The organism is Streptomyces sp. NBC_01235, from assembly GCF_035989285.1.
Lineage (GTDB): Bacteria > Actinomycetota > Actinomycetes > Streptomycetales > Streptomycetaceae > Streptomyces.
In genome coordinates this window covers 4,468,153-4,488,663 of the sequence record NZ_CP108513.1, presented here as the reverse complement: position 1 = coordinate 4,488,663, position 20,511 = coordinate 4,468,153, and the positions used below count along the sequence as shown (strand labels likewise).

The following is a 20,511-nucleotide window of genomic DNA, read 5'->3' as shown; positions in this document are numbered from 1 at the left end:
ATGCCCGCTGCCAGGGCCGCTCATGCCCGGCTCAGGGCCGCCCATGCCCGGCTCAGGGCCGCCCATGCCCGCTGCCAGGGCCGCTCATGCCCGGCTCAGGACCGCCCATGCCCGCTGCCAAGGCCGCCCATGCCCGCTGCCAGGGCTGCTCATGCCCGGCTGCCAGGGCTGCTCATGCCCGGCTGCCAGGGCTGCTCATGCCCGGCTCAGGGCCGCTCATTGCCGGCTGCCAGGCCCGACCATGCCCGGCTGTCGGGCAGCGCTGTCGTGTACCCGGGGTCGGCGGGAATCCGTCGTATGCCTACGCTCTCGCCATGCACACCGTCGCCGTACTGGTCCTGGACGGGGTCGTCCCGTTCGATCTGTCCGCCCCGATCGACGCCTTCGGCTGGGCGCGGCTGCCCGACGGGCGGGCGGCGTACCGGGTGCGGGTCTGCTCGCCGTCCACCGCCGGGGAGGTGAGCGCGGGCGCGTTCACCGTGCGCGCGCCGTACGGGCTGGACGCGCTGGCCGAGGCGGACACGATCATCCTGCCCGGGGTGGCGAACCCGCCCGAGGAGCTGCCGGACGGCGTCGCGGAGGCCCTGCGGGACGCGGCGGCGAACGGCACGCGGATCGCGTCGGTCTGCGTCGGGGCGTTCCTGTTCGCCGCGACGGGCCTGCTGGACGGGCTGCGCGTGACGACACACTGGATCGCCGCGCGGGACCTGGCCGAGCGCTACCCGAAGGTGACGGTCGACCCGAACGTCCTCTACGTCGACAACGGTCAGTTCCTCACCTCGGCGGGCGCGGCGGCGGCGCTGGACATGTGCCTGCACATGATCCGCCACGACTACGGGTCGGCGATCGCCGCGCAGGCGGCCCGGATGTCGGTCATGCCGCTCGAACGGGAGGGCGGCCAGGCCCAGTTCATCGTCCAGGACCTGTCACCGGCGCCCGCCGGGGCGACCCTCGAACCCCTGCTGGCCTGGCTGGAGGACAACTGCGGCAGCGATCTGACGCTGGACCGGATCGCCGGGCGGGCCGGCATGAGCACCCGCACCCTCAACCGCCGCTTCCGCGAACAGACCGGGACGACACCCCTGCGCTGGCTGCACCGGGCGCGGGTGCGGCGCGCGCAGTACCTCCTGGAGTCGACGGCGTACCCGGTGGAACGGATCGCCACCCAGGCGGGGTTCGGCTCCCCGACGGCGTTTCGGGAGCGGTTCCGGAGCATGGTGGGGACGAGCCCGCAGGGGTATCGACGGGCGTTCCGGTCGAGGGCGGGAACTCCGTAAGGTAAAGATCGTATAAGGTGATCCGCCGAACATCTTCGTCACCAGCGACGGCAGGGATCCGAACAGCATGCTCCGCACTGCCCGCGAGTTCCTGGAGATCGGCGCCGGGGCCGCGGACCCGCGCCCAGGCCAGATCCGGGACCGTGTCATCGACCGGCTCCAGTCCGGCCGCACGCTGGCCGGGCTGGCGGCGACGGGATGGATGCTGGTGTCCTACCCGCTCGCCGAAGGCCGCGCGGAGTTCGCCTTCGGCAAGCTCGTGGACCTGGTGGCCGGCTTCGGAATCCTCTGCGTGGCCGGTCTGGTCGCCGTGACGGTCTTCATCACCGCGGCCCGTCCCCCACTGCGCCGGGTCTACTTCGGTCGCCTCAAGGCACCGGGAGAGACGCTGCGCGCCCTGCTGCTCGGCACACTCATGGCCGGCGGAGGCGGCACGCTCCTCGCCAAGCTGCTGCAAGGGGAGGTCATCCCGTGGAGCGAGATCCGCTCCCACGGCATCCTCGCCACGGCGGTGGTGTTCCTGCCGTTCGTCGTCCTCGTCCTCCCCATGTGCCTCGTCGTCGTGGCCATGGGGGCCTTCTCGGTGCTGAGCTGCGTCTGGTACTCGTTCAACTCCTGCTTCCGCCTCGGCGACGTCCACGAGTTGCTGCCCGCGCTGGTCTCCCCGGTCCTGGTGTGGTCCCTGTTCGTCCTGAGCTGCCTCGACGGCCCCGACGTCAACGCCCCGCCCCTCGTCCTCTACCCGTTCCTCCTGGGCGGCCCCTTGTCGGTGACGGCCCTCTCGGTGTGGGAGATCCGACGCCTGAACCGCCGGTACGGGCTGACGTTCGCGTCGGCGCTGGGGCGGGGTCCGGGTCCGGAGGGTGAGCCGGAGCCGACCGGCTATGGGGTGCCTTCGCCGTATGCGGCGCCCTCGTCCCCGTACCCTCCGTACCCTCCCTGTCCGACTCCTCCATACCCGCCGCACTCCTCCTGAGGCCGGCCCGGCGGAGGCTCAGGCGCGCCGGTCCGCCACCGCCCACGACGCGAGCGCGACCGCGCCCGCCACGCCGAACACCGACGGCCAGGCACCGACCTTCTTCGCCAGCGGATGCGACCCCGCGAAGGCGGCCACGTACGCCGCGGTCAACGCCCCCGCGGCCTTGCCGCCCGCCTGCCGCCGCCACTGCTGCGCGGCCGCGGCCCCCGCGACGGCGAGGACGGCCCCGCCCAGCGGCCGCTTCTTCGTCCACCGGGCCACGCCGTACCCGCCGACCAGCCCGCCCGCGGCGATCGCCGCACTGGGAATCTTCGCCATGTCTGCCTGCCTCCTGGTTCGTCGTTCCGAGGCTAACGGGCAGGCTCGGCGAGCCCGAACCTGAGTCGTGGGTTGTCAACTTTCCTCCTTCGAGCTATATAAGAAGTCGTAGGGCATCGCACCGACGACACCTGGAGGAGTGACCCGTGATGCTCATGCGTACCGACCCGTTCCGCGAGTTCGACCGACTCGCCCAGCAGTTGTTCGGCGCCGGCCCGGGTACCGGAACCGAGCGCCACCCCGCCGCGATGGCGATGGACGCCTACCGTTCGGGCGACGACTTCCTCGTCCACTTCGACCTCCCCGGCATCGACCCCGAGACGATCGAACTGGACGTCGAACGCAACGTCCTCAACGTGCGTGCCGAGCGCCGTTCACCCGCCCCCGAGGGAGCGGAACTGATCGTCGCCGAGCGCCCGACCGGCACCTTCACCCGCCAGCTCTTCCTGGGCGAGACCCTCGACACGGACCGCATCGACGCGTCCTACGAGGCAGGCGTCCTGAGCCTCCGCATCCCGGTGGCCGAACAGGCCAAGCCACGCCGCATCCAGATCACGGGCGGCACGAGGGACGACCGTAGGCAGCTGAGTGGATGACGGGTGAATGAGAGGCTCGGGAGAGAGCCGAGGCGGCCGAAACCCGGCTCTCTCCCCAGCCCACCCACTGCACTTGTGCCCCACCGCAGGACGGACGGACCCCCGAGTTGACGCCCCGCACCCTCACCACCCCCGACGGAATCCACCTCTCCTACCGCGACGAGAGCCCATCCACGCCGACCGTCCCGGCCCGCGCCACCCTGCCTCCGCCCCCGCCCCCGCCTCCGCCTCCGGTCCTGCTCCTGCACGGCCTCGCGGGCCACCTGGGCGAATGGGACGACCTGACCGCCCGTCTCCTCGCCGACGGACACCGCGTGGTGAGATACGACGCCCGAGGCCACGGCGAGAGCACCCGCGCCCCGGTGGACATGACGAGAGCGGCGGCGGTACGGGACGTCGTAGCGCTGCTGGACGAGCTCGACCTTCCCCCGGCGATCCTCCTGGGCCAGTCCCTGGGCGGCCTGACGGCCCTGCTGACGGCGGCGGCCCATCCGTCCCGCGTCAGCTCCCTGATCCTGGTGGAGGCGGGCCCGGCGGGCGGCGACCCGGAACTCCCCGAGCGGATAGGGAGCTGGCTGGACGGCTGGCCGACCCCGTTCCCGACCTTCGAGCAGGCCGCCGCCTTCCTCGGCCACGAGGCCTGGGCGAGAGGCCTGGACTGGCGCCCTGACGGCACCGGTCACGCCCGCGTCGACCGCGACACGATGGTCGCGGCGGTGGCGGAACTGCCCGAGCAGGACTACTGGGACCAGTGGTCGCGGCTGACCTGCCCCACCCTGGTGGTCCGGGGCGAGAACGGAACGATGCCGCCGGAGGAGCAACGGGAGATGCGAACCCGCCGCCCCACCGACACCCACGTCACGGTGATCCCGGACGCCTCCCACGACGTCCACCTGGACCGCCCGGACGCCCTGCACAAGGCGCTGACAACCTTCCTGGGCACGGCTCCCGAACCCCCGGAGCACGCGAGGTTCGCCGAGTACCTGCGGGCCCTCGACCGGGTACCGCCCGCCGAGGAGACGCCCCTGATCCGCCGCATCCTCACCGACCCGGACCGCCAGATGGCCCGCTCGGCGGTGCTGCGGCACCTGGACCGAAGGGCGGCAACGCTCCACCGTGCGGCCGACGACACCTGGAAGGCCTGGGCGGACCCCCTGGCCGAGGCCGTGCGGAACGACCCCTTCCTCACCCGTCGCCTCCAGGAGTGGACGCTCGTCCACACCGTCACCGCCCCCGCCCACCCCTGGGACCCGGCCGCCACCCCGACCGCCTTGGCCACCGCCTCCGACTGGCTGCAACGCAGACTCACGGAGACCGCGGGCGTCCCCGCCCCCGCACTCGCCTTCCTGGCCGAGCACGGCCGCACGAGGAGAGTCCGTGCGGCGGCGGCTGCGGCTGCGAGGCGCGCGGGGACAGGAACGGCCGCGGCCGCGGACTAGCTCCGTCCGGCCCGGCGGCGGTCGCCGGGGGCCCGGCCGCTCTTGTCGACGACGGCACGCTCCAGCACCGCGCTGGTGAACAGGACCGTCCCCGCCTCGGCCCGCTCGGTGTCCCGGCTGAAGACGGTGCGTTCGCCGAGGTAGTCGAGGGAGGTGCGGTCGAAGATCCACTCCGTACGGGTTCCGTCTGCCGCGTCCTCACGGGCGATGGCGATCCCGGCCCGTCCCGCCGCGTCCACGGCGTCGGGCAGCTCGGTCACGCCGGGAATCCGCGCGGCGGCCCGGTAGAAGGCGGCGGCGGTGGCGGAGGGCATGATCTGCTCCCTGATGAGGTCACCGATCTGGTTGAAGACGGCCTGGCCCCGGTCTTTACGGGTCTCGTCCTGCGGCGTCTCCTTGTAGAGCAGCTTCAGCAGCGCCTCGGGATCGGTGGGCAGGGAGGCGAGCCAGGCGTACGTGGGCCGGTCGATTCCGGCGGGAACCCCGGCGTCCTTCGGATCGGTCCCGTCCGGCACGCCCACCTCGATCGGCCAGTCCTGCCCGTCCTCGCGGATCAGCCCGATGTCGATCGTGGACCCCGCCCGCTGCGAGAACCACACCTGCCGCTCATGCAGCTTCCCCAGCTTGACGGGGCCCTCGAAGACACCTTCGTTGCCGGCCGTCCTGCTCCGCACGTACACGAACTGGTTCTCGCCGACGGCTTCGACGTCGGTCCGCATGGCCACGGCGGCGATACGGCCGAGCGTGGCGGCGGCACTGCGACTGTTGCTGCCGCCCGTGCTGCTCGCACCGGGCCGAGCCGCCGTGCCACCCCCCTCGTGCTGCCCCGCGCCGATCCCGACGGTGAGCCCGGCCGCCAGCGCGACGGCGACGGCACCGGCGACGAGCGCGGGCCGGGACAACAGGCGGGGCCTGGGCAGCGAGCGGACGCCCTTCGTCTCGTCACGAGAGTCGCGGTTGCGGTTGCGGTCGCGGTGGCGGTCGCGGTCGCGATCGCTGTCGCGGTCGATGAGCTGCATCAGAACGTCCTTGTGGTGGGAGTGACGCCCGGACGGCAGCCCCCGCTCGACGGGACCGGCCGGCAACAGCCGCTCCAGTTCGCCGAGTTCGTCGAGTTCCTCCGGAGTGGAGTTCATCGGGCTTCCTCCTGAATGGGCAGGACCGCGAACGCGGTCTCACTCTCTACCTCTCCGCGACGAGGGCGCCGTTCCGTACGGGTTGGGAAGGTTTCCGTACGGGTTGTGCGGAGTTCTGTGCGGGTGGTTCGCGTCTCCCGCTCGACGATGTCCCGAAGCCGCGCCCGGGCCCGGGACAACCGTGACCGCACGGTCCCCACGGGTACCCCGAGAGCCTCGGCGGCCTGCGCGTAGTCGAGCCCGCCCCACACGCACAGGGCGATGACCTCCCGCTCGTGCCGCCGCAACCGCCCCAGTACCCGCCGTACTTCGGCGAGCCGCCGAGCGTCGTCCACCCGTCCGACGACGTCCTCGGCGAAGTCGTCCATCGTCTCGGCCTCGGACCGCCGGGCGAGAAAGGCGAGCCGCCGTCGCACACTCCGGTCGGCGTTACGTGCCTTGTTGGTGGCGATCCCGAACAACCAGGGCCGCAACGAACCCCCTTCGGCCTCCACGGCCCCCCGACCCCGCCAGGCGGCAAGAAACGTCTCCGACATGACCTCCTCGGCCGTCGACCAGTCACCGGTCAGCCGAAGGGCATGGTTGTGGATGGCCGTGGCGTACAGCTCGTACAGCTCGGAGAACGCCTCACGCTCCCCGCTCCGCACCCGCCCCCGCAAACGCCCGTCGTCGTCATCGTTGGACCTCACACCTGTACCTCTCCGGGCCCCCGGAAGGGTTCCCGTGGCGTGGCTCACACCTGCCACCCCCTCGGAGACGGCCCCCGAGCAGGTGGCTCGGGCGAGCCGCCCGACGAGCGTACGGAGACGGAGGGTCGTCGTCGGTCGCGCGCGTCGAGAGCGGACGCCGCCGGACCCCTCGTCAGGTCAGGTCGCCGCCCTGCACGATGAAAGCGGCGATGTCGTGGGTGGGGCAGCACCCCGGCAGGACCGGTCCGTGATCCGGTGGCGTGTTCCAGATCGCGCTGTCCGCTTCCCCCGGTCCGTCGGGATCCGGCGTGATGGCGTAGACGATCAGCAGCTGGTCCGGGTCCTCGGGAAGGAGCAGCGTCCGGAAGGTGGTGGTGAGCGCACCGAGCAGCGGGTGCTGGAGGGAGTAGCTGCCGTGCATGGGGTCGACGACGTCCTGTTCGTTCCACAGCCGCAGGAAGTCGGGGTCCGTCGCGGCCAGTTCCGCGATGAACGCGTTCGTCTCCTCGTCCTCGGGATGGCGGCCCACCTCCAGCCGCAGCCAGGCCACGACGTGCCGTGCCATGACCGCCCAGTCGAGCACCAGTTGCCGGATGGCGGGCTGCAGGTACACCAGGAGGGCCAGATTGCGCTCCGGCACGGGGTCGAAATCGAGGAAGATCTTCGAGGCGGGGCGGTTCCACGCCAGCACCTGCGTCCGGCGCCCCATGACGAACGCCGCGGTGTCCGGCATGGTGTCCAGCAGCCACTGCGAACCCTGCGAGACCTGGTCGGCGGGGGGTTGGTGGGGCTGTCTCCGGCCGGGGCGGTCCGGGCGGTCCGGGCGGGCGAGGTTGTGCAGATGGACCCGCTCCAGCTCGTCCAGACGCAGCGCGTGGGCGACCGCGTCGAGTACGGCTGCGGAGACCTTGTCATTCCGTCCCTGCTCCAGCCGGACGTAGTAGTCGACCCCGACCCCGGCCAGCTGTGCCAGTTCCTCACGCCGTAGCCCCGGCACCCGGCGAACCCCTCCGAACGTCGGCAGGCCCACCTCGGACGGGCTCAGCCGGGCGCGTCTGGACCGGAGAAAGGAGCGGAGCTCGGTGCGTCTGTTCATGACTCCCCCTGGCCGGATGCCGCTTGGCCGAAATCGTAGACAGGCCACCTGTGCGGTGCGGGGCGTGCGGGGCGGTGCGGGACAGGACCGAGGGCGGAATGCGCGGCGGTCGAGGGCGGAATGCACGGCGGAACGGCGGTGAGACAGGGGCCCGCTGGACCCCTCCCACCTGCCCTGACGACCAGGCAGGCTGGGCCCACGCGCCGGTCGGCCCGTCCGAGGGATACGGGCCGCCGGCGCTTCGTCTCGGCCTTCCTTGGTGAAGAAATGGAGACCGGGCCTACCAGGGAAGCGGCCCCTCCGCGTCGAAGTACCCGCCGGTCGGCCCGTCGGAGCCCACCCGCGCCATACGGATGATGATCTCGGCGCCCTCCTCGACGCTCTGGACGCCGGTGTTCCCGTTGAGGTCGGTCCTGGTGAACCCGGGCTCGACCGCGTTGATCCTCATGCCCGGGAACGCCTTCGCGTATTGCACGGTGATCATGTTGACCGTCGTCTTCGAGGCCGGGTAGGCGACGCCCGGATACCCGTACGCCGGGCTGCTCTTGTCCGCGACGCGCGTCAGGGAGCCCAGACCGCTGCCGACGTTGACGACGACCGGCGCGGGCGAGCGCCGCAGCAGCGGCAGGAACGCGTGGGTGACGCGCACCATGCCGAAGACGTTCGTCTCGAACACCTCCCGCATGTGCTCGGCGGTCACCTCCGCCGCACCGATCACGCCGTTGTCGGCGCCCCGGCTCTCGATGCCCGCGTTGTTGATCAGCACGTCCAGGCCGCCGTCAGCCTCGATGGTCTTCGCCGCGGCCTCGACGGAGACGTCGTCGGTGACGTCCAGCCGGACCCACCGCGCGCCCAGCCGCTCGGCGGCCCGCCGCCCGCGCTCGGCGTCACGGCTGCCGACGTAGACGATGTGCCCCGCGGCGACGAGCTGCCGGGCGGTCTCGAACCCGAGCCCCTTGTTGGCCCCGGTGATCAGCGTCGTTGTGGTGGTCGTTGTGGTGGTGGTCGTTGTGGTCATGCCTCCAGGCTGCGGCGGATGGCGGCGAGCAGCCAGGAGCCCCGTCTTCCTGGGACTGCCAGTACCAGGACGATCCGGGCCGGACGGTGCACAGTGGTGACATGGCGAGCACGGACTTCGGGCGCACGGTACGACGGTGGCGGGACCGGGTCTCCCCGGCGGCGGCGGGACTGCCCTCGGGTGGCCACCGGCGCGCCCCCGGACTGCGCCGTGAGGAACTGGCGATGCTGGCCGGGATCTCGGTCGACTACGTGACCCGCCTGGAACAGGGCCGGGCCGCGAACCCCTCGGAGCAGGTCGTCGAGGCCCTCGGACGGGCGCTGCGCGTGTCCCCGACCGAACGCGAACACCTGTTCCACGCCGCCGGACTCGTACCGCCCGGCCAGGGCACGGTGCCGGCGTACATCGCCCCGAGCGTGCACCGCATGCTGGACCGCCTGACGGGAACCCCGGTGGCGGTCTCGGACGCGGCATGGACGCTCCTCCTCACCAACCCCCTCTACACAGCCCTCATGGGCGAACGCCACGGCCGCGAACGCAACGGCGCCTGGCGCGCCTTCCTGGGCTCGAACGACCGCGTCCGCCACACCCCGCAGGCCCGCCAGGCGATGGAGTCCGCGGTGGTCGCCGACCTGCGCACAGCCCAGACCCGCTACCCGGCGGACCAGCGCCTGCGCACCCTGATCACGGAACTACGAACGAACAGCCGCCGCTTCGCCAACCTCTGGGACTCCGGCGTCGTAGGCCACCACCAGGCCTCCCGCAAGACCATCGACCACCCCCAGACAGGCCCCATCACCCTCGACTGCGACGTCCTCACCGTCGCCGGCAGCGACCTCCGCATCATGATCTACACGGCAGAGCCGGGCACGGAGGACGCGGAACGCCTGGAACTGCTGGGGGTACTGGGGCCACAGCCGCTGATCGAGGAAGGGCAGGCGGAGTCGGTCTCTGGGGGAGCCGACACTGGACGGCGGTCACTTTGAGGAAGTCGGCTTCCAGACCTGCTCGTCGTCACAGCCCACCCGAGCGTCATACCAACTCGGCGAGGACGTTCTCCAAGGCCGCTACCTTTGGGTCTTTGGAAGTCATGTCGTCGATCATGCGGTCCGATCCGCTGCCTGAACTGTAGAAGCCCTTGCACCAGTAGGTGTGCCAGGGGAGCTGCAAGTCCGGAGCTGTTGCCCACACGCCTGACACGGTCTTCAGCCCCTTGACACACTTCACGATCTTCACCGTCACCTGGCCGAAGGTCGTAAGCACCGTCTCCGTGCTCCACCCGTTCTCGCGGGCGTACTCCACCGCGGTCTCCGCGCTCGTAATGGTCGTCATGGCCGCATATCTTGTCGTGCCGTACCAACCCGCGCCATCGGCAGGCACATTGGGTTCATGGCGGTTCATGGCAGTGGCCCCGGCGCCTGTACATCAAGGCTTTCGAGCGGCTGCGCAGCATGGCCGTCCACGGAGCCGAGGCACGGTCCCTGATGCTGAAGGCGATAGAGACCCTGTAACGACGAAGCACCCTGAGCGGTCTGTTGATCGGCCTCACCCGAGTCGCTCAGAGGCACCAGTGCCGACCGAACGGGTCAACTCAGACCTGGTGCAGCGGATCGCGCATCATCGAGGCGAAGACCGGGGAGTCCGCGAACGGCTGCTGCTCGCCGATCTTCTCGTAGCCCCAGCGCTCGTAGACGGCTTGGACCTTGCCGTCTCCCGCCTTCGGATTGACCAACAGCGTGACCCGGTCCTCTTCTCGGCCTGCCAGAAGTTCCTCGTGGATGCGGAGGGCGAGGCCGGTCCCGCGCCACGGGCGCCGGACCACGATCTCGTTCAGCGCGAGCGTGCGCTTGCCCGTCTCCGCCGTGTACCCGTCGGGCAGTGGGGTCGTCATGGCTCGCCACCAGCGAGTGCCGGGGCCCAACGGGGTGGCGTACGCGAAACCGGCGGGCTCGGTCCCGTCGTACGCGACGACTGTCTCCCACCCGGGCAGCGAGCTGTGTCCTGTCAGGCGCTCGTCGAAGCGTTCGGCGGAGTAGAAGGGACCCGTGAGGCCCAGGTCGCGCTGACGGACCTCGACGTGGATGTCGACGATCGTCCGGCGCACGGGCTCGACGGCGGTGTGGTGGCGCAACTCAAGGCTCACAGGAGCTCCGTTTCGAACCACTCACGAGTGGCGGGGGCGTCAGGGACGAGGGCGTGGAGCCGGTGTCCGAAGGTGCTCAGCAGACGGGCGGTGCGTCCGTGCCGAGCTGGGGCGGGGATCTTGTTGGCTGTGGACACGGCGAGTTCGGGCTCATGCTGGCCGAGCTGGGCGTGGGCGAGGTGGCGTTTCCGCTTAGTTGCTTAGTGATTCTCCAGAGTGATCCGGCCGGTCATGAGGACTTCGTGGTTTGCGAAGAGCGCGTCGAGTTCGAAGCGCCGACGGATGTGCGCCGTCCACTTGGCGTCCGCCAGGTTCGTGTACGCGGCGACCGCGCGGGCGCGGCTTGCCTGAGTGAGGATCCATCGGGCTTGGTCGGAGCCCTGGGGTCGGCCGCCGAGGTCGCGGGCGAGCCGCCAGAGCTCATCGCCGTTGGTCTGTTCGTCTACGACGGTGACGAGTCCGATGTCGCCGAGGCCGCGTGCGTCGCTGGAGTGGGTGGTGTAGGCGACAGTGAGGTTGTCGAGGGGGAAGACGGTGACGCGACTGGTGGCGGTCAGCTCGGTAAGGGACAAGTGGGTTAGTCCGTTCTGGCGCTTGGAGGTGCGGGTCGGCCGTGGGGACGGCCGACCCGCACGGTGAGGGAGGGGATGTCAGCAGCCGTCGCCGTCGCCGCAGCAGGTGGGCGGGTTGCATTCGGCGGCTGTGCCCCACAGCCGTTCGTCGACGTCGAAGCCCGCGGCGCGCAATCGGCCGACGACGTCGACCATCAGCCCGCGCGTACGGACTGTGGAGTTGGGTTGGTGGTGCAGGAAGTAGCCGAAGCTGCGCCGGCACCAGTCGGCGTACCAGCCGGTGTGCAGGATGAGCGTGTGCCAGCCGGGATCGACCTGCTGCGAGGGCGCCATGCTCGCGCCGTCGCCGCTGGTCCCCATGACGAAGACGAGGGCGAGGGCCTGGTCGATGACCTGGTCGGCGACGCAGCGTTCCAGGCCGTACTCGTCGGCACAGAACGCGGCGAGGGTCTCGAACTCCGTGTCGGTGACGAGAGAACGGCCGGTGCGGGTCTCGGTGGCGACGGCGGTGGGGGTCATCGGGTGACCTCCTTCGTGCTGGTGCCGCTGCCGGGCGGGGGCTGGATGGGGGGCTCTGCGGCCAGTAACAGGACGGTGTGGAACACGAGTTCACCTCACAGTCGGAGGACCTTCGGGCAGCCCTCTCCCGGAGCACGCGGCAGCCTGTCGCGTACTCGGGGACAGGGAACTTGCACCGCCACGCAGCAAGGCGAAAGCCGTGCGCAGCGGGAAGCAGCGAGGGTGGGATCAATCCGACGACCGACGACGGCTCACAGCCGTATGCCGATCGCGATCCAGTCAGTGCCGGCCAGTCGCATCAGCGCCTGAAGCACGATCTTCAAACGGTGCTCGTCGAGGTAGCGCACGTCAGCGAGGGAGCTCTGCCGTACACCCACGATCGACAGCACCAGGCCGAGGAACATGCGCTCGCCGTCGTCGAGCCCGAGAGTGTAGAGGCGCCCCGCAATGCCCTCCCACCGGCAGGTCATGACACCGTCATGCTTCGTCACAAGCGCGGTTCGGATGTTCTCCCGGGAGAGGAGTTCTTCCTCTTCGACGAGGGCCTGCACTGCGACGCCTTCGCGGAGGCCGACCGCTGAGCGCACGAGAAGCTCGCCGAGCGGCGGGGGGTCAGGTTCGTCGGACGTCGCACCTACGGAGGCTGCAGCGGATGTCATGCGAGGGCCTCCGCGAGAAGTCGTCCACCGGCGCCGAACGCTCCGCTGAGAGCGGTCGGGTCGGTGAGGCGGCCGGATCCGTCCGGGCGTTCTAGCCAGCCGCGGTCGCCGATCGCGTACAGGACGGGCGGGCTGAGGAGCAGCCAGCCGGGTAGGTGCACGATCAGCTGTGGCACGTCGTCAAGTTCGTCACAGAGGTCCGCAGGCAGTAGCCACCAGGCCCGTCCTGCCGCCACGTCCGCCAGAACGGGTCCGAGTCGTCGGCTGCCCAGGTTTGTCATGGCGCAGAGAGAAGGGAGCAACGGCCCCTCGGCTACGCGCCAGTGCTCGCCGCTTGGAATTCGGGCGAACTCCTCGGCGGCCCGTGCGCGACGCACGGCAGTGGGATTTCGAGCGCAGGCCAGGAGCCAGTCCTGTCCTGCCTGCCGGGTGGACCGGGCGGGCTTGATGGCCATGACCAGGACGTTAGGCGGCGCAATTGCGCATCTGCGTGGCGATTGCGCAGGATTGCGGATGCCGGTACGGCGCTTGCGGCCGGTTGCCTACGGGAGATCCAAAGACGCCCTCGCCCGGCCGATCAGACGGCGCGCGGTCGCACCGTACTCGGCGGACTCCGCCAGCCAGTCCCATGCCCGCTCGTACAGCTGGATGTCGTCCTCGCCGTTGAGCCACAACTCTTCACTGATCGTCTCGACGATGACCAACCGGCGGTCGTAGATCCAGAAGGCATGCGGGGCCGTACGCCGTAGCTGCGCGCCGAAGGGCAGGATGCCGAGCTCGATTCGGCGCTGGCCCACCAGGTTGTACAGCCGGTCCAGTTGCTCGGCCATCACGTCCGCAGGACAGGAGCGGTGGTACAGCGCGGCCTCGCACACGAGGAACCGGAACGACTTCTCCGGGTCGTACAGCACCTCTTGGCGGCGCATCCGGGCCTCGACGGCGGCCTCGGTGGTCGGTGTGATCCCCCGGAACTCTGCGTTGGCGTCGAAGATGACGCGGGCGTACTCCGGCGTCTGGAACAGCCCCGGAACGCGTGACACCTCAAGCCCGCGGATCGCCTTCGTGGCTTCGGACTGCCGGACGGCGATCTCCTGACGGCCTCGGTGTCCGCCCGCCAACTGGCGTCGCCAAGACCGATGCCGCTGCTTCATCTCCAGCCCGGCCCGCAGGCCTTGGAGTTCGGCCTCGACATCTGGCTGGCCACAGGCCAGCGCCCACGCGGTCAGGTCGGTAGCGGTCGGAGTCTGCTTGCCGTTCTGGAGCCGGGAGACTTTGGAGGGCTGACAACCGAGCTTGGCGGCAAGAACCCTGCCTTCCAGACCGGCCTCGGTGCGCAGCTCGCGCAGCCGCGCGCCGAGGGCTTCTCTGGCGGTCTGGTAATCCGTGCTCACATGGTGGAACGTACCCGCCCGGCGAACTCCTCGGTACGTATGGCATGGTGCCAGGCGGCGTCCCTGGCCTGGCAGGCGGCGAGGACTTCGGCCGGGTCCTCGGTGACGTACACGCCCAGAGTGGTGTCCGCGTCGTCGAAGGCAAATCGGGCGAGGATCTTCGAGTCAAAGAGCCAGAAGTCGTGGTCGGGCAGCCGCAGTTCCTGGGCCTGGGCGCGGGTCAGGTTGCGGATGTCCTCGCCCGCGGCGACGTTGCCGGGCGCGCTCGCCAGGAGGAACTCCTGCCCTTGGGTGGGGGGTTCGTCGACGAGCCGCACCCGCTCGAACCTCTTGCCCTGAGCCGTGTGTGCGCGGACGTTCTCCCGCCAGGCATTGTCCGGGTCGCGAGAGATGTCCTCGCCCGCGAGAAACCGGGTCCACTTGGGACTGTTGCGGTCGGAGGCATATCCGCGGCGCGTCTCCAGGCGCCAAGCGGTGTGTTTGAAGTCCCGGAAGAGCCCGGAGATGGAGGCGAACGGCTGGAGTTCGGGGGCGTCGCTCCTGGGCGCGTAGCGTGTCAGCAGACTGCGCGGGACACGGACGAAGGTCTCCGACTCCTTGACGTCTCGCAGTTGGACCAAGTGCTCCGGGTCGGTCTCCCGCTCGCCCTGCACAAGGATCTCGTCCGTTTCCGCGATGTCGTACAGGGTGGGGCAGTCACCGTCGTCGCTGGTCGTGCCGATTAACCTGAGCGTCATGCTCGCCCTCCGTCTGCGGTCGTTGGAGGTCCAGGATGAGCGTGCGGGATCCGGAGCACCCGAATATTGCGGCAGATTGCGCCTTGAGGGCGATGGCCTGAGATTGCGCGCAAGCGGTAGGGGGAGTTCCTCAGGAGCCGTCAGCCCTCGACGTCATGCTTCACGGCACGTATGAACGAGAACCACGCCCTGCTTCGCACAGCGATCTCAGGGCCTCTCACACTCTTCGAGTCACGAACCAGCGCGCCGTCACCCATCAGCGCGCACTCGACGCACTCCCCTCCCGCACCGTTGCTGTACGACGACGTGAACCACGTTGGACGGCTCTTCTCACTGGGCGCTGCCATGCTCACCTTGCGTATTCCTTCAAGACTGATTCGATCAAATGGGTCGAACGCTGAGGGCTCAGGGCGGCGGCTCGCAGGCCGTCGAACGCTCGGGTGTACTCACGAACATGATGCTCGCCCTCCAGGTAGACGGCATCGGTGATGCCGTCCCGATAGACGATGTCGGGATCCTCCTGCGCGGGAAAGCCCAGCATGGTGAAGGAGCCCGTGGCCGGATAGGTGCCGGAGTCGAAGGAGAGGACCTGAAGGGTCACTGCGGCCAACTGGGCGGTGTCCAGGACGCGTTCGATCTGTTCGCGCATCAGTGCCCGGTCCCCGATCACATTGCGCAGAGCGCCTTCGTTCACGATGAACCAGGCGTCGGGGGCGTCGGGCTGCTTCAGTAGGGCTTGACGCTCCATGCGCACTTGTACGGCCCTGTCGATGTCCTCGGCGGACATGTGTGCGCCGGTCTTGTGGAGCTCGGACGTGTAGGCGTGGGTCTGCATGAGGCCCGGCACCAACTCGCACTGGTACTGGCGGAAGGTGGAAGCCTCCTGTTCGAGCCCGATGTAGATGTTGAACCATTCCGGAACACCTGAGCCGTGGACCTGCCACCAGCCCCGCATCTTGGCCTGCCGGGCGAGCGACTTGAGGAACTCGCGCAGCTCATCGCTGGTGCCGTAGAACCGGCAGAGGGCGTCGATGTCCGACGGCTGCACCCGGCCGCTGCCCGTCTCCATGCGGTTGACCTTGGAGCCGCTCCAGTCCAGAGCCGCGCCGACCTGGGCGCAGGTGAGAGTGGACTGTTCACGGAGGTTCTTCAGCTCGTACGAGAGGCGACGACGGCGTGCTGTAGGTGATCCGGCCATATCAACCCCGTTTCGAATAGCGGGCGTTCAGTCTCGCGCCAAGGGATGCACTTGCCAATCACTCGGAAGTGGGAATCTCGCCGTGCACATTGCACGAAGGGATCCGCCGGCTGCACTCTGATGACAACGCGACTCATTGTGACGCCTCATGACAATGAGTGGCTTGCCGGGGTGTCACCTGCGACGAGAGGGGTTTTCGTGGGACAGAAAGCGTGTATGACGCGCAAACCGTGGGACCTGGCCTTCACAGCCGAGCCGGCGGAGGTGGCCGCCCTGCGTCGGGTCATGCAGCTGCACCTCGGCATCTGGGGTTTGCACTCGGTCACCGACGAAGCCCAGCTTTGTGTGAGCGAGTTGGCGTCCAACGTCATCACGCATGTCGGCCCGGGAACACCGGCCATGCTCGCGGTCTCCATGAACGGGGTGCATCTGCGTATCGAGGTCCACGATCCTGACACGCGCGCCCTGCCCACCCTCCTCGACGCGAACGTTGACTCGGAGGGAGGGCGAGGCATGGCCCTCGTCGACGCGGTCGCCGCACGCTGGGGCGTGCAGCTCCGTCTCGACCGGAAGGTCACGTGGTGTGAGCTGGAAACGGGTCTTACGGCGCCGAACGGCCATGTGGAAGGCCCTGGTGTGCGGCGGGCCGAGGCGCTGTTGGAGTTCTACGCTGCGGCGAAGTCGTCCCTCCGGCCCGGCGTGAGCAGACTGGGGATGGCCGTGGCCGAGGATTCGGTGATCACGGCCATCGCGGATTTCCTTCACTGGCTTCGAGCGCACGGCTGCGACGTGGACGAGGCCTTGGACCGTGCTCAAACTCGCTACGACGCTGAGCTGAGCAGCTGAGAATTACGGCGTCGCCGTGCGTGGCGAGCAGAAGTGCATCAGGTAGGGCCATCCGGTACCCCCTGCCCTGGGAGGGATGGCTCTGCATCAGGGCGACAAGCCACTGCTCGCTGCGCTACCCAAGTTGTGTGAGGGGCGATCGAGACGATGTGCTCGTGGAATAACGGTTTGCTTCGCCGGTAACGGGAGCTTCCCGTGAAGCCGAGCGCTGCGCCGGATCAGGAGACCGCATCTGACGCAGGAGAGCTTGTCCGGCGTGCGCGCGAGCAGGGCCGGCCGAACGCCTGCGTGCGGATCCGTGTCTCCGCACACCTCTGCCCGCTCCGCGGTACGCGGCGGGGCGCGGGAACCGTCAAGGACATGCTTCGCCCACCGCACGTCGAAGATCATGTCTGAGCAAAGCGTGCGAGTAGGGCGGCGAGGTACTGGGCTGGACGTTGACCAAGCCGGGCCCGCAAGCCGGGGCGTTGGGGGCAAAGCCCTGCAGGGATCGCCTAGTTACGACAAGATGATCACTTCAAGTCTGCGACGCGTGAGGTGATTCATGGTGATCAGCCCATACAAGATGGAGTTCGACCCGGCCACGATCAAGCACCTTGGCGTGCAGATGTACTCAACTCTTCCCCCAGTCATATCGGAGCTCATAGCAAACGCCTGGGATGCAGGCGCCAGCAAGGTTGAGATAGACATCCCCGAATCCAGGATGACGGATAGGTCCGTCATCATCGCGCAGGACAACGGGGATGGAATGAGCGATGAAGAAATCAGGCATGGATATCTTCTTGTAGGGCGGGATCGCCGAAAGGTGGAAGGAAGGGGAGAGCGTGCCACGGCGCCGTTTCGGAGATACATGGGGCGCAAGGGCTTGGGAAAATTTTCCGGATTCGGGATAGCCAGGGAAATTGAAGTTGAAAGCGCCAGCAACGGCGCCATTTCTCGATTCATAATGGACTACGACGAGCTTGAGGCCGCGGCGCACAAGAGGGCCGCACAGTTCGATCCTCTCCAGCCTTCCGGAAGGCTGGAATCAGGTACTCGAATCACGCTTCGCCGGATAGAGAAATTCCGCACACGATCCGTTTCTGTCCCGTCCCTGAGGCGCCATATCGCGCGCAGGTTCTCTATAATTAGCGATGACTTTCAGGTCGTCATCAATGGGATCCCGATTTCACCCGAAGAACGCGACATGAAGTCGCTCCTTGCTCGCGATGTGAGTGGTGATCCTTACCTCTGGGAATATGATGAAGAAATCTCTCCAGGAAGTGGCTGGCGGGTCACCGGATGGATTGGAACGCTTCCTCACTCAAGCAATGTTGATGACGGTATACAGCGCGGAATTTCGATCATGGCGCGCGGAAAGCTTGTGCAGGAGCCTTTCTGGTTCGAAGCCAACACCGGCCAGCAGTATGCTCTCGCCTATCTCATTGGTGAACTCGTTGCTGATTTTGTTGACGAAGAAGAGGATACGGTAGGAACAGCGCGTAACTCCTTGGTTTGGGAAGCCGAAAGTAACGCCGCTCTATTGGAGTGGGGCAAACGGCAGGTCAATAGGGTGTCCCGTGACTGGTCACAGAAGCGACGCTACGACAACCTTCGTCAACTTGAGGACGCCCCGGTCTATCAAGAATTCGTCAAGGCCACCGAGGGATCCGAGCACAAGAGGGCGCGCCGTGTTGTCGACAAGCTCATTCAAGCGGCGGTCGGAAATAACCTGGTCGGACAGGACGAAGAGGCCCAAAATATTCTGAAATCGTGTATTGATTTTTTGGAGTTCGATGCCTTCTGGGAGATAGCCGAGGAGGTTGGCGAGGCCGAGTTGAAGGACCCGGCGCAGTTGATCGCACTGTTCCGGGAATGGGAAATCGTGGAAGCGAAGGAGATGGCAAAAGTTACCAGAGGCCGGATTGCCACGATCGAGAAACTTGAAAAAATGATCGTGAACAACGCCCTCGAAGTCCCGGACCTCCATAATTTCTTCAAGGAGTTCCCCTGGGCTCTCGACCCGAGATGGCATCTGGTCGCGGACGAGATTCGATACAGTCAGCTACTGCGCGAGCACTTTCCGGAGGCCGAGGCGCCGGAGTCGGACAGGAGGATCGATTTCCTCTGTGTCGCAGAGGGGGACACGCTGGTCGTCGTCGAGATCAAACGTCCTCATTCCGTGGCACGACGCAAAGAGTTGGAGCAGATCCGGGAGTACATTGTGTATCTCCGTGGGCTCGTGCGGCGATCCACTGATGACGCATATCGACCGAGCCATGTCATTGGCTATCTCTTCTGTGGGTCGATAAGCGATGACCCGATGGTGGCGGAGGAAATGGAGATGCTTCGAGCGAACCAAGTGTATGTCCGACAGTATTCGGACCTTCTCGGCATGGTCAAAAAGAGCCACGGAGAGTTTCTGGAACGGTATGAAGATCTGAAGCGGGTCCCACGGGCGTAGCTCGGCGGCGATCGGAATCCGGAGCTGGAGGACGTTCACCTCCAGCTCCGATGTGTCGCGAGATGACCTTTGGGCGAGTAACCTGGCCCACTGCGCTGCCCGAATCAGTCGCGCAGGTAAGCGTGAATTGCCGCTGCGATGGCCTTCCCCAGTGGAATCGGTACAGCATTCCCGATCTGGGTGGCGATTTCTGTCTTCGTGCCACACCAGCGAAAGTCCAGGGGGAACCCTTGGATACGAGCCGCCTCGAAGTGCGTAATGGGGCGATTCTCTTGCGGGTGAAGGTAGCGACCCTTCTCGGGCTTGAAGAACTCGGTGCGGATGGTCACCGATGGTTCGCCGAGGCGGAGCCTACCCATGACGTCGCCGGTTCCGGAGTTGTGCTTGTCCCAGCTGTCGGTCGAGAGGTATCCGACGGTAGTCCTCACGCCAGGAGGGTTCTGTGTGTTGAAGTACTTGAATTCGCCGAATTCATCCTGGGTGTACCATCGGCCACTGAGGTGCTTGCGGTTCCCGCCGGCAGGGATAGCGCCGTATCTGGCCAGGGAGAGCGTCTCCGGGTTCCGGCCGAAGTGAAGATCTTCAGTGTTGAAGATACCGGGGAGCTCGGTCGTCAGTTCGGGCACGAACTTCTTCGTGTCTGGAAGTTCTCCGAGAGCACGCTTGGAGGACTCGCGGAAGATGTCATCCACGGTCTCCCAGTACAAAATTCCCGCGTCGACACCGTCGATCGGTCGACTCACTGGAGCGGATCCATTTTTCGGCCGACGGAAGTGTGACTTGACAGGATATGCCATCGTGCGGCCGTTTTCGATATCGCGCCGAACTCCGATGACGATAGCTCTGCGCCGAGCCTGTGCGGCACCGTAGTCCGCAGCGTTGAGGAGGTAGCGCTTGTTCTTTTCTTCCTCGGAGTCGGTGGGCTCGTAGCCGGGGGGATCGACGAGTCGGTACTCGGCGAGCTTGCCCCCCTTCTTCACCTCATTGAGCAGGTTCCGAAATTCGTCCGACTTGAGGAAGCGGTCCACATTTTCGATGACGAAGACCTTTGGGCGGATTTCCGCCACGATGCGAACGTACTCTTCCCACAGGCGGTTGCGTTCGGTGCCCTTTTTCGTGCGGTTCAAGGCTGAGAAGCCCTGACACGGAGGCCCCCCGACGACGACGTCCGCGTGAAGCGCCTCCGGGGTCGGCTCCCAGGCCTCGATGTCTCCGACATGCACACGCGCCGCCGGCACCCGCCTGTCCTTGCGAAGCTCCCCGAAGTTCACCGCGTACGTGGCCGCCGCGGCACGGTTGTGTTCGACGGCCGCGATGCTGTGAAAGAGGGGCCCTGCACCTTGCTTCCCGGCGGGGCGGAACTCGTGGAACCCCTGGGTGAAGCCCCCGCAGCCGCTGAAGAGGTCGACGACGGTGATGGGTTCGGGGGTGGCGGAACGGGGCGTGAGCATAGGG

Annotated in this window: 23 protein-coding genes; 7 read left to right on the top strand and 16 right to left on the bottom strand. The window is 67.7% G+C overall.

The window, feature by feature from the left end:
* Window positions 1-314 precede the first annotated feature (314 nt).
* Together OG289_RS19755 and OG289_RS19750 are read left to right on the top strand one after the other, a co-directional pair.
* A complete protein-coding gene (locus OG289_RS19755; RefSeq protein WP_327315355.1) occupies window positions 315-1,277 on the top strand; it encodes a GlxA family transcriptional regulator in 963 nt (320 codons plus the stop codon).
* Between the two features lie 67 nt (window positions 1,278-1,344).
* Window positions 1,345-2,253, top strand: a complete 909-nt coding sequence (locus tag OG289_RS19750) for a hypothetical protein (protein WP_327315354.1) — start codon at window positions 1,345-1,347, stop codon at window positions 2,251-2,253.
* 18 nt (window positions 2,254-2,271) lie between these two features.
* Here the strand turns inward: OG289_RS19750 and OG289_RS19745 are convergent, their stop codons facing one another.
* Entirely contained in the window at window positions 2,272-2,574 is a 303-nt protein-coding gene (locus OG289_RS19745; RefSeq protein WP_327315353.1) for a hypothetical protein, read from the bottom strand.
* Between the two features lie 149 nt (window positions 2,575-2,723).
* Between OG289_RS19745 and OG289_RS19740 the strand changes: the two genes are divergently transcribed.
* Together OG289_RS19740 and OG289_RS19735 are read left to right on the top strand one after the other, a co-directional pair.
* A complete protein-coding gene (locus OG289_RS19740; RefSeq protein WP_327320740.1) occupies window positions 2,724-3,170 on the top strand; it encodes an Hsp20/alpha crystallin family protein in 447 nt (148 codons plus the stop codon).
* A 107-nt stretch (window positions 3,171-3,277) separates the two neighbouring features.
* Entirely contained in the window at window positions 3,278-4,609 is a 1,332-nt protein-coding gene (locus tag OG289_RS19735; protein WP_327315351.1) for an alpha/beta fold hydrolase, read from the top strand.
* On the opposite strand, the gene OG289_RS19730 is transcribed toward OG289_RS19735, so the two are convergent.
* The 4 genes from OG289_RS19730 to OG289_RS19715 all read right to left on the bottom strand — a co-directional run bounded on the left by OG289_RS19730 (window position 4,606) and on the right by OG289_RS19715 (window position 8,548).
* A complete protein-coding gene (locus OG289_RS19730) occupies window positions 4,606-5,745 on the bottom strand; it encodes a CU044_5270 family protein (protein WP_327315350.1) in 1,140 nt (379 codons plus the stop codon). The genes OG289_RS19735 and OG289_RS19730 overlap by 4 nt on opposite strands.
* Window positions 5,742-6,404: an RNA polymerase sigma factor gene (locus tag OG289_RS19725; RefSeq protein WP_327320739.1), complete on the bottom strand. Its 663-nt coding sequence runs from the start codon at window positions 6,402-6,404 to the stop codon at window positions 5,742-5,744. Before OG289_RS19725 ends, OG289_RS19730 begins: the two co-directional genes overlap by 4 nt.
* 202 nt (window positions 6,405-6,606) lie before the next feature.
* Window positions 6,607-7,530, bottom strand: coding sequence for a helix-turn-helix transcriptional regulator (locus OG289_RS19720; RefSeq protein ID WP_327315348.1), 924 nt, complete (start codon window positions 7,528-7,530; stop codon window positions 6,607-6,609).
* Window positions 7,531-7,810: 280 nt separating this feature from the next.
* Window positions 7,811-8,548 carry an SDR family NAD(P)-dependent oxidoreductase gene (locus OG289_RS19715; protein WP_327315347.1) on the bottom strand — a complete coding sequence of 246 codons (738 nt, stop codon included), beginning with the start codon at window positions 8,546-8,548 and terminating at the stop codon, window positions 7,811-7,813.
* A 101-nt stretch (window positions 8,549-8,649) separates the two neighbouring features.
* On the opposite strand from OG289_RS19715, the gene OG289_RS19710 reads away from it, so the two are divergent.
* Window positions 8,650-9,534, top strand: coding sequence for a helix-turn-helix transcriptional regulator (locus tag OG289_RS19710; protein WP_327315346.1), 885 nt, complete (start codon window positions 8,650-8,652; stop codon window positions 9,532-9,534).
* A 46-nt stretch (window positions 9,535-9,580) separates the two neighbouring features.
* On the opposite strand, the gene OG289_RS19705 is transcribed toward OG289_RS19710, so the two are convergent.
* The 10 genes from OG289_RS19705 to OG289_RS19655 all read right to left on the bottom strand — a co-directional run bounded on the left by OG289_RS19705 (window position 9,581) and on the right by OG289_RS19655 (window position 15,767).
* A complete protein-coding gene (locus OG289_RS19705; protein ID WP_327315344.1) occupies window positions 9,581-9,880 on the bottom strand; it encodes a hypothetical protein in 300 nt (99 codons plus the stop codon).
* A 259-nt stretch (window positions 9,881-10,139) separates the two neighbouring features.
* Window positions 10,140-10,691 (bottom strand): N-acetyltransferase, encoded by a 552-nt coding sequence (locus OG289_RS19695; protein WP_327315343.1) that lies wholly within the window; start codon window positions 10,689-10,691, stop codon window positions 10,140-10,142.
* A 200-nt stretch (window positions 10,692-10,891) separates the two neighbouring features.
* Window positions 10,892-11,263 carry a hypothetical protein gene (locus tag OG289_RS19690; RefSeq protein ID WP_327315342.1) on the bottom strand — a complete coding sequence of 124 codons (372 nt, stop codon included), beginning with the start codon at window positions 11,261-11,263 and terminating at the stop codon, window positions 10,892-10,894.
* A gap of 78 nt (window positions 11,264-11,341) precedes the next feature.
* Window positions 11,342-11,782, bottom strand: coding sequence for a hypothetical protein (locus OG289_RS19685; protein ID WP_327315341.1), 441 nt, complete (start codon window positions 11,780-11,782; stop codon window positions 11,342-11,344).
* Window positions 11,783-12,033: 251 nt separating this feature from the next.
* Window positions 12,034-12,441, bottom strand: a complete 408-nt coding sequence (locus tag OG289_RS19680; RefSeq protein ID WP_327315340.1) for a hypothetical protein — start codon at window positions 12,439-12,441, stop codon at window positions 12,034-12,036.
* The gene (locus tag OG289_RS19675) at window positions 12,438-12,617 is read right to left on the bottom strand and encodes a hypothetical protein (protein WP_327315339.1); all 180 of its coding nucleotides are present in this window, start codon (window positions 12,615-12,617) and stop codon (window positions 12,438-12,440) included. The genes OG289_RS19680 and OG289_RS19675 overlap by 4 nt, the downstream gene beginning before the upstream one ends.
* 366 nt (window positions 12,618-12,983) lie before the next feature.
* Window positions 12,984-13,832, bottom strand: a complete 849-nt coding sequence (locus OG289_RS19670; protein ID WP_327315338.1) for a helix-turn-helix domain-containing protein — start codon at window positions 13,830-13,832, stop codon at window positions 12,984-12,986.
* Entirely contained in the window at window positions 13,829-14,569 is a 741-nt protein-coding gene (locus tag OG289_RS19665; RefSeq protein ID WP_327315337.1) for a DUF6879 family protein, read from the bottom strand. The genes OG289_RS19670 and OG289_RS19665 overlap by 4 nt, the downstream gene beginning before the upstream one ends.
* 140 nt (window positions 14,570-14,709) lie before the next feature.
* Window positions 14,710-14,916, bottom strand: a complete 207-nt coding sequence (locus tag OG289_RS19660) for a DUF397 domain-containing protein (protein ID WP_327320738.1) — start codon at window positions 14,914-14,916, stop codon at window positions 14,710-14,712.
* Between the two features lie 2 nt (window positions 14,917-14,918).
* Window positions 14,919-15,767 (bottom strand): helix-turn-helix domain-containing protein, encoded by an 849-nt coding sequence (locus OG289_RS19655; protein WP_327315335.1) that lies wholly within the window; start codon window positions 15,765-15,767, stop codon window positions 14,919-14,921.
* A 216-nt stretch (window positions 15,768-15,983) separates the two neighbouring features.
* On the opposite strand from OG289_RS19655, the gene OG289_RS19650 reads away from it, so the two are divergent.
* A complete protein-coding gene (locus OG289_RS19650) occupies window positions 15,984-16,613 on the top strand; it encodes an ATP-binding protein (protein WP_327315334.1) in 630 nt (209 codons plus the stop codon).
* A 544-nt stretch (window positions 16,614-17,157) separates the two neighbouring features.
* Entirely contained in the window at window positions 17,158-19,056 is a 1,899-nt protein-coding gene (locus OG289_RS19645; protein WP_327315333.1) for an ATP-binding protein, read from the top strand.
* 104 nt (window positions 19,057-19,160) lie between these two features.
* Here the strand turns inward: OG289_RS19645 and OG289_RS19640 are convergent, their stop codons facing one another.
* The gene (locus OG289_RS19640) at window positions 19,161-20,507 is read right to left on the bottom strand and encodes a DNA cytosine methyltransferase (RefSeq protein ID WP_327315332.1); all 1,347 of its coding nucleotides are present in this window, start codon (window positions 20,505-20,507) and stop codon (window positions 19,161-19,163) included.
* Between the last annotated feature and the right edge of the window lie 4 nt (window positions 20,508-20,511).

What these genes read in the sequence shown, in the direction of transcription:
- OG289_RS19755 (WP_327315355.1), top strand. Translation starts at nt 315, where the DNA reads ATGCACACCGTCGCCGTACTGGTCCTGGACGGGGTCGTCCCGTTCGAT.
- OG289_RS19750 (WP_327315354.1), top strand. Translation starts at nt 1,345, where the DNA reads ATGCTCCGCACTGCCCGCGAGTTCCTGGAGATCGGCGCCGGGGCCGCG.
- OG289_RS19745 (WP_327315353.1), bottom strand. Translation starts at nt 2,574, where the DNA reads ATGGCGAAGATTCCCAGTGCGGCGATCGCCGCGGGCGGGCTGGTCGGC.
- OG289_RS19740 (WP_327320740.1), top strand. Translation starts at nt 2,724, where the DNA reads ATGCTCATGCGTACCGACCCGTTCCGCGAGTTCGACCGACTCGCCCAG.
- OG289_RS19730 (WP_327315350.1), bottom strand. Translation starts at nt 5,745, where the DNA reads ATGAACTCCACTCCGGAGGAACTCGACGAACTCGGCGAACTGGAGCGG.
- OG289_RS19720 (WP_327315348.1), bottom strand. Translation starts at nt 7,530, where the DNA reads ATGAACAGACGCACCGAGCTCCGCTCCTTTCTCCGGTCCAGACGCGCC.
- OG289_RS19715 (WP_327315347.1), bottom strand. Translation starts at nt 8,548, where the DNA reads ATGACCACAACGACCACCACCACAACGACCACCACAACGACGCTGATC.
- OG289_RS19710 (WP_327315346.1), top strand. Translation starts at nt 8,650, where the DNA reads ATGGCGAGCACGGACTTCGGGCGCACGGTACGACGGTGGCGGGACCGG.
- OG289_RS19705 (WP_327315344.1), bottom strand. Translation starts at nt 9,880, where the DNA reads ATGACGACCATTACGAGCGCGGAGACCGCGGTGGAGTACGCCCGCGAG.
- OG289_RS19685 (WP_327315341.1), bottom strand. Translation starts at nt 11,782, where the DNA reads ATGACCCCCACCGCCGTCGCCACCGAGACCCGCACCGGCCGTTCTCTC.
- OG289_RS19680 (WP_327315340.1), bottom strand. Translation starts at nt 12,441, where the DNA reads ATGACATCCGCTGCAGCCTCCGTAGGTGCGACGTCCGACGAACCTGAC.
- OG289_RS19665 (WP_327315337.1), bottom strand. Translation starts at nt 14,569, where the DNA reads ATGACGCTCAGGTTAATCGGCACGACCAGCGACGACGGTGACTGCCCC.
- OG289_RS19660 (WP_327320738.1), bottom strand. Translation starts at nt 14,916, where the DNA reads ATGGCAGCGCCCAGTGAGAAGAGCCGTCCAACGTGGTTCACGTCGTCG.
- OG289_RS19655 (WP_327315335.1), bottom strand. Translation starts at nt 15,767, where the DNA reads ATGGCCGGATCACCTACAGCACGCCGTCGTCGCCTCTCGTACGAGCTG.
- OG289_RS19650 (WP_327315334.1), top strand. Translation starts at nt 15,984, where the DNA reads ATGACGCGCAAACCGTGGGACCTGGCCTTCACAGCCGAGCCGGCGGAG.
- OG289_RS19645 (WP_327315333.1), top strand. Translation starts at nt 17,158, where the DNA reads ATGGTGATCAGCCCATACAAGATGGAGTTCGACCCGGCCACGATCAAG.
- OG289_RS19640 (WP_327315332.1), bottom strand. Translation starts at nt 20,507, where the DNA reads ATGCTCACGCCCCGTTCCGCCACCCCCGAACCCATCACCGTCGTCGAC.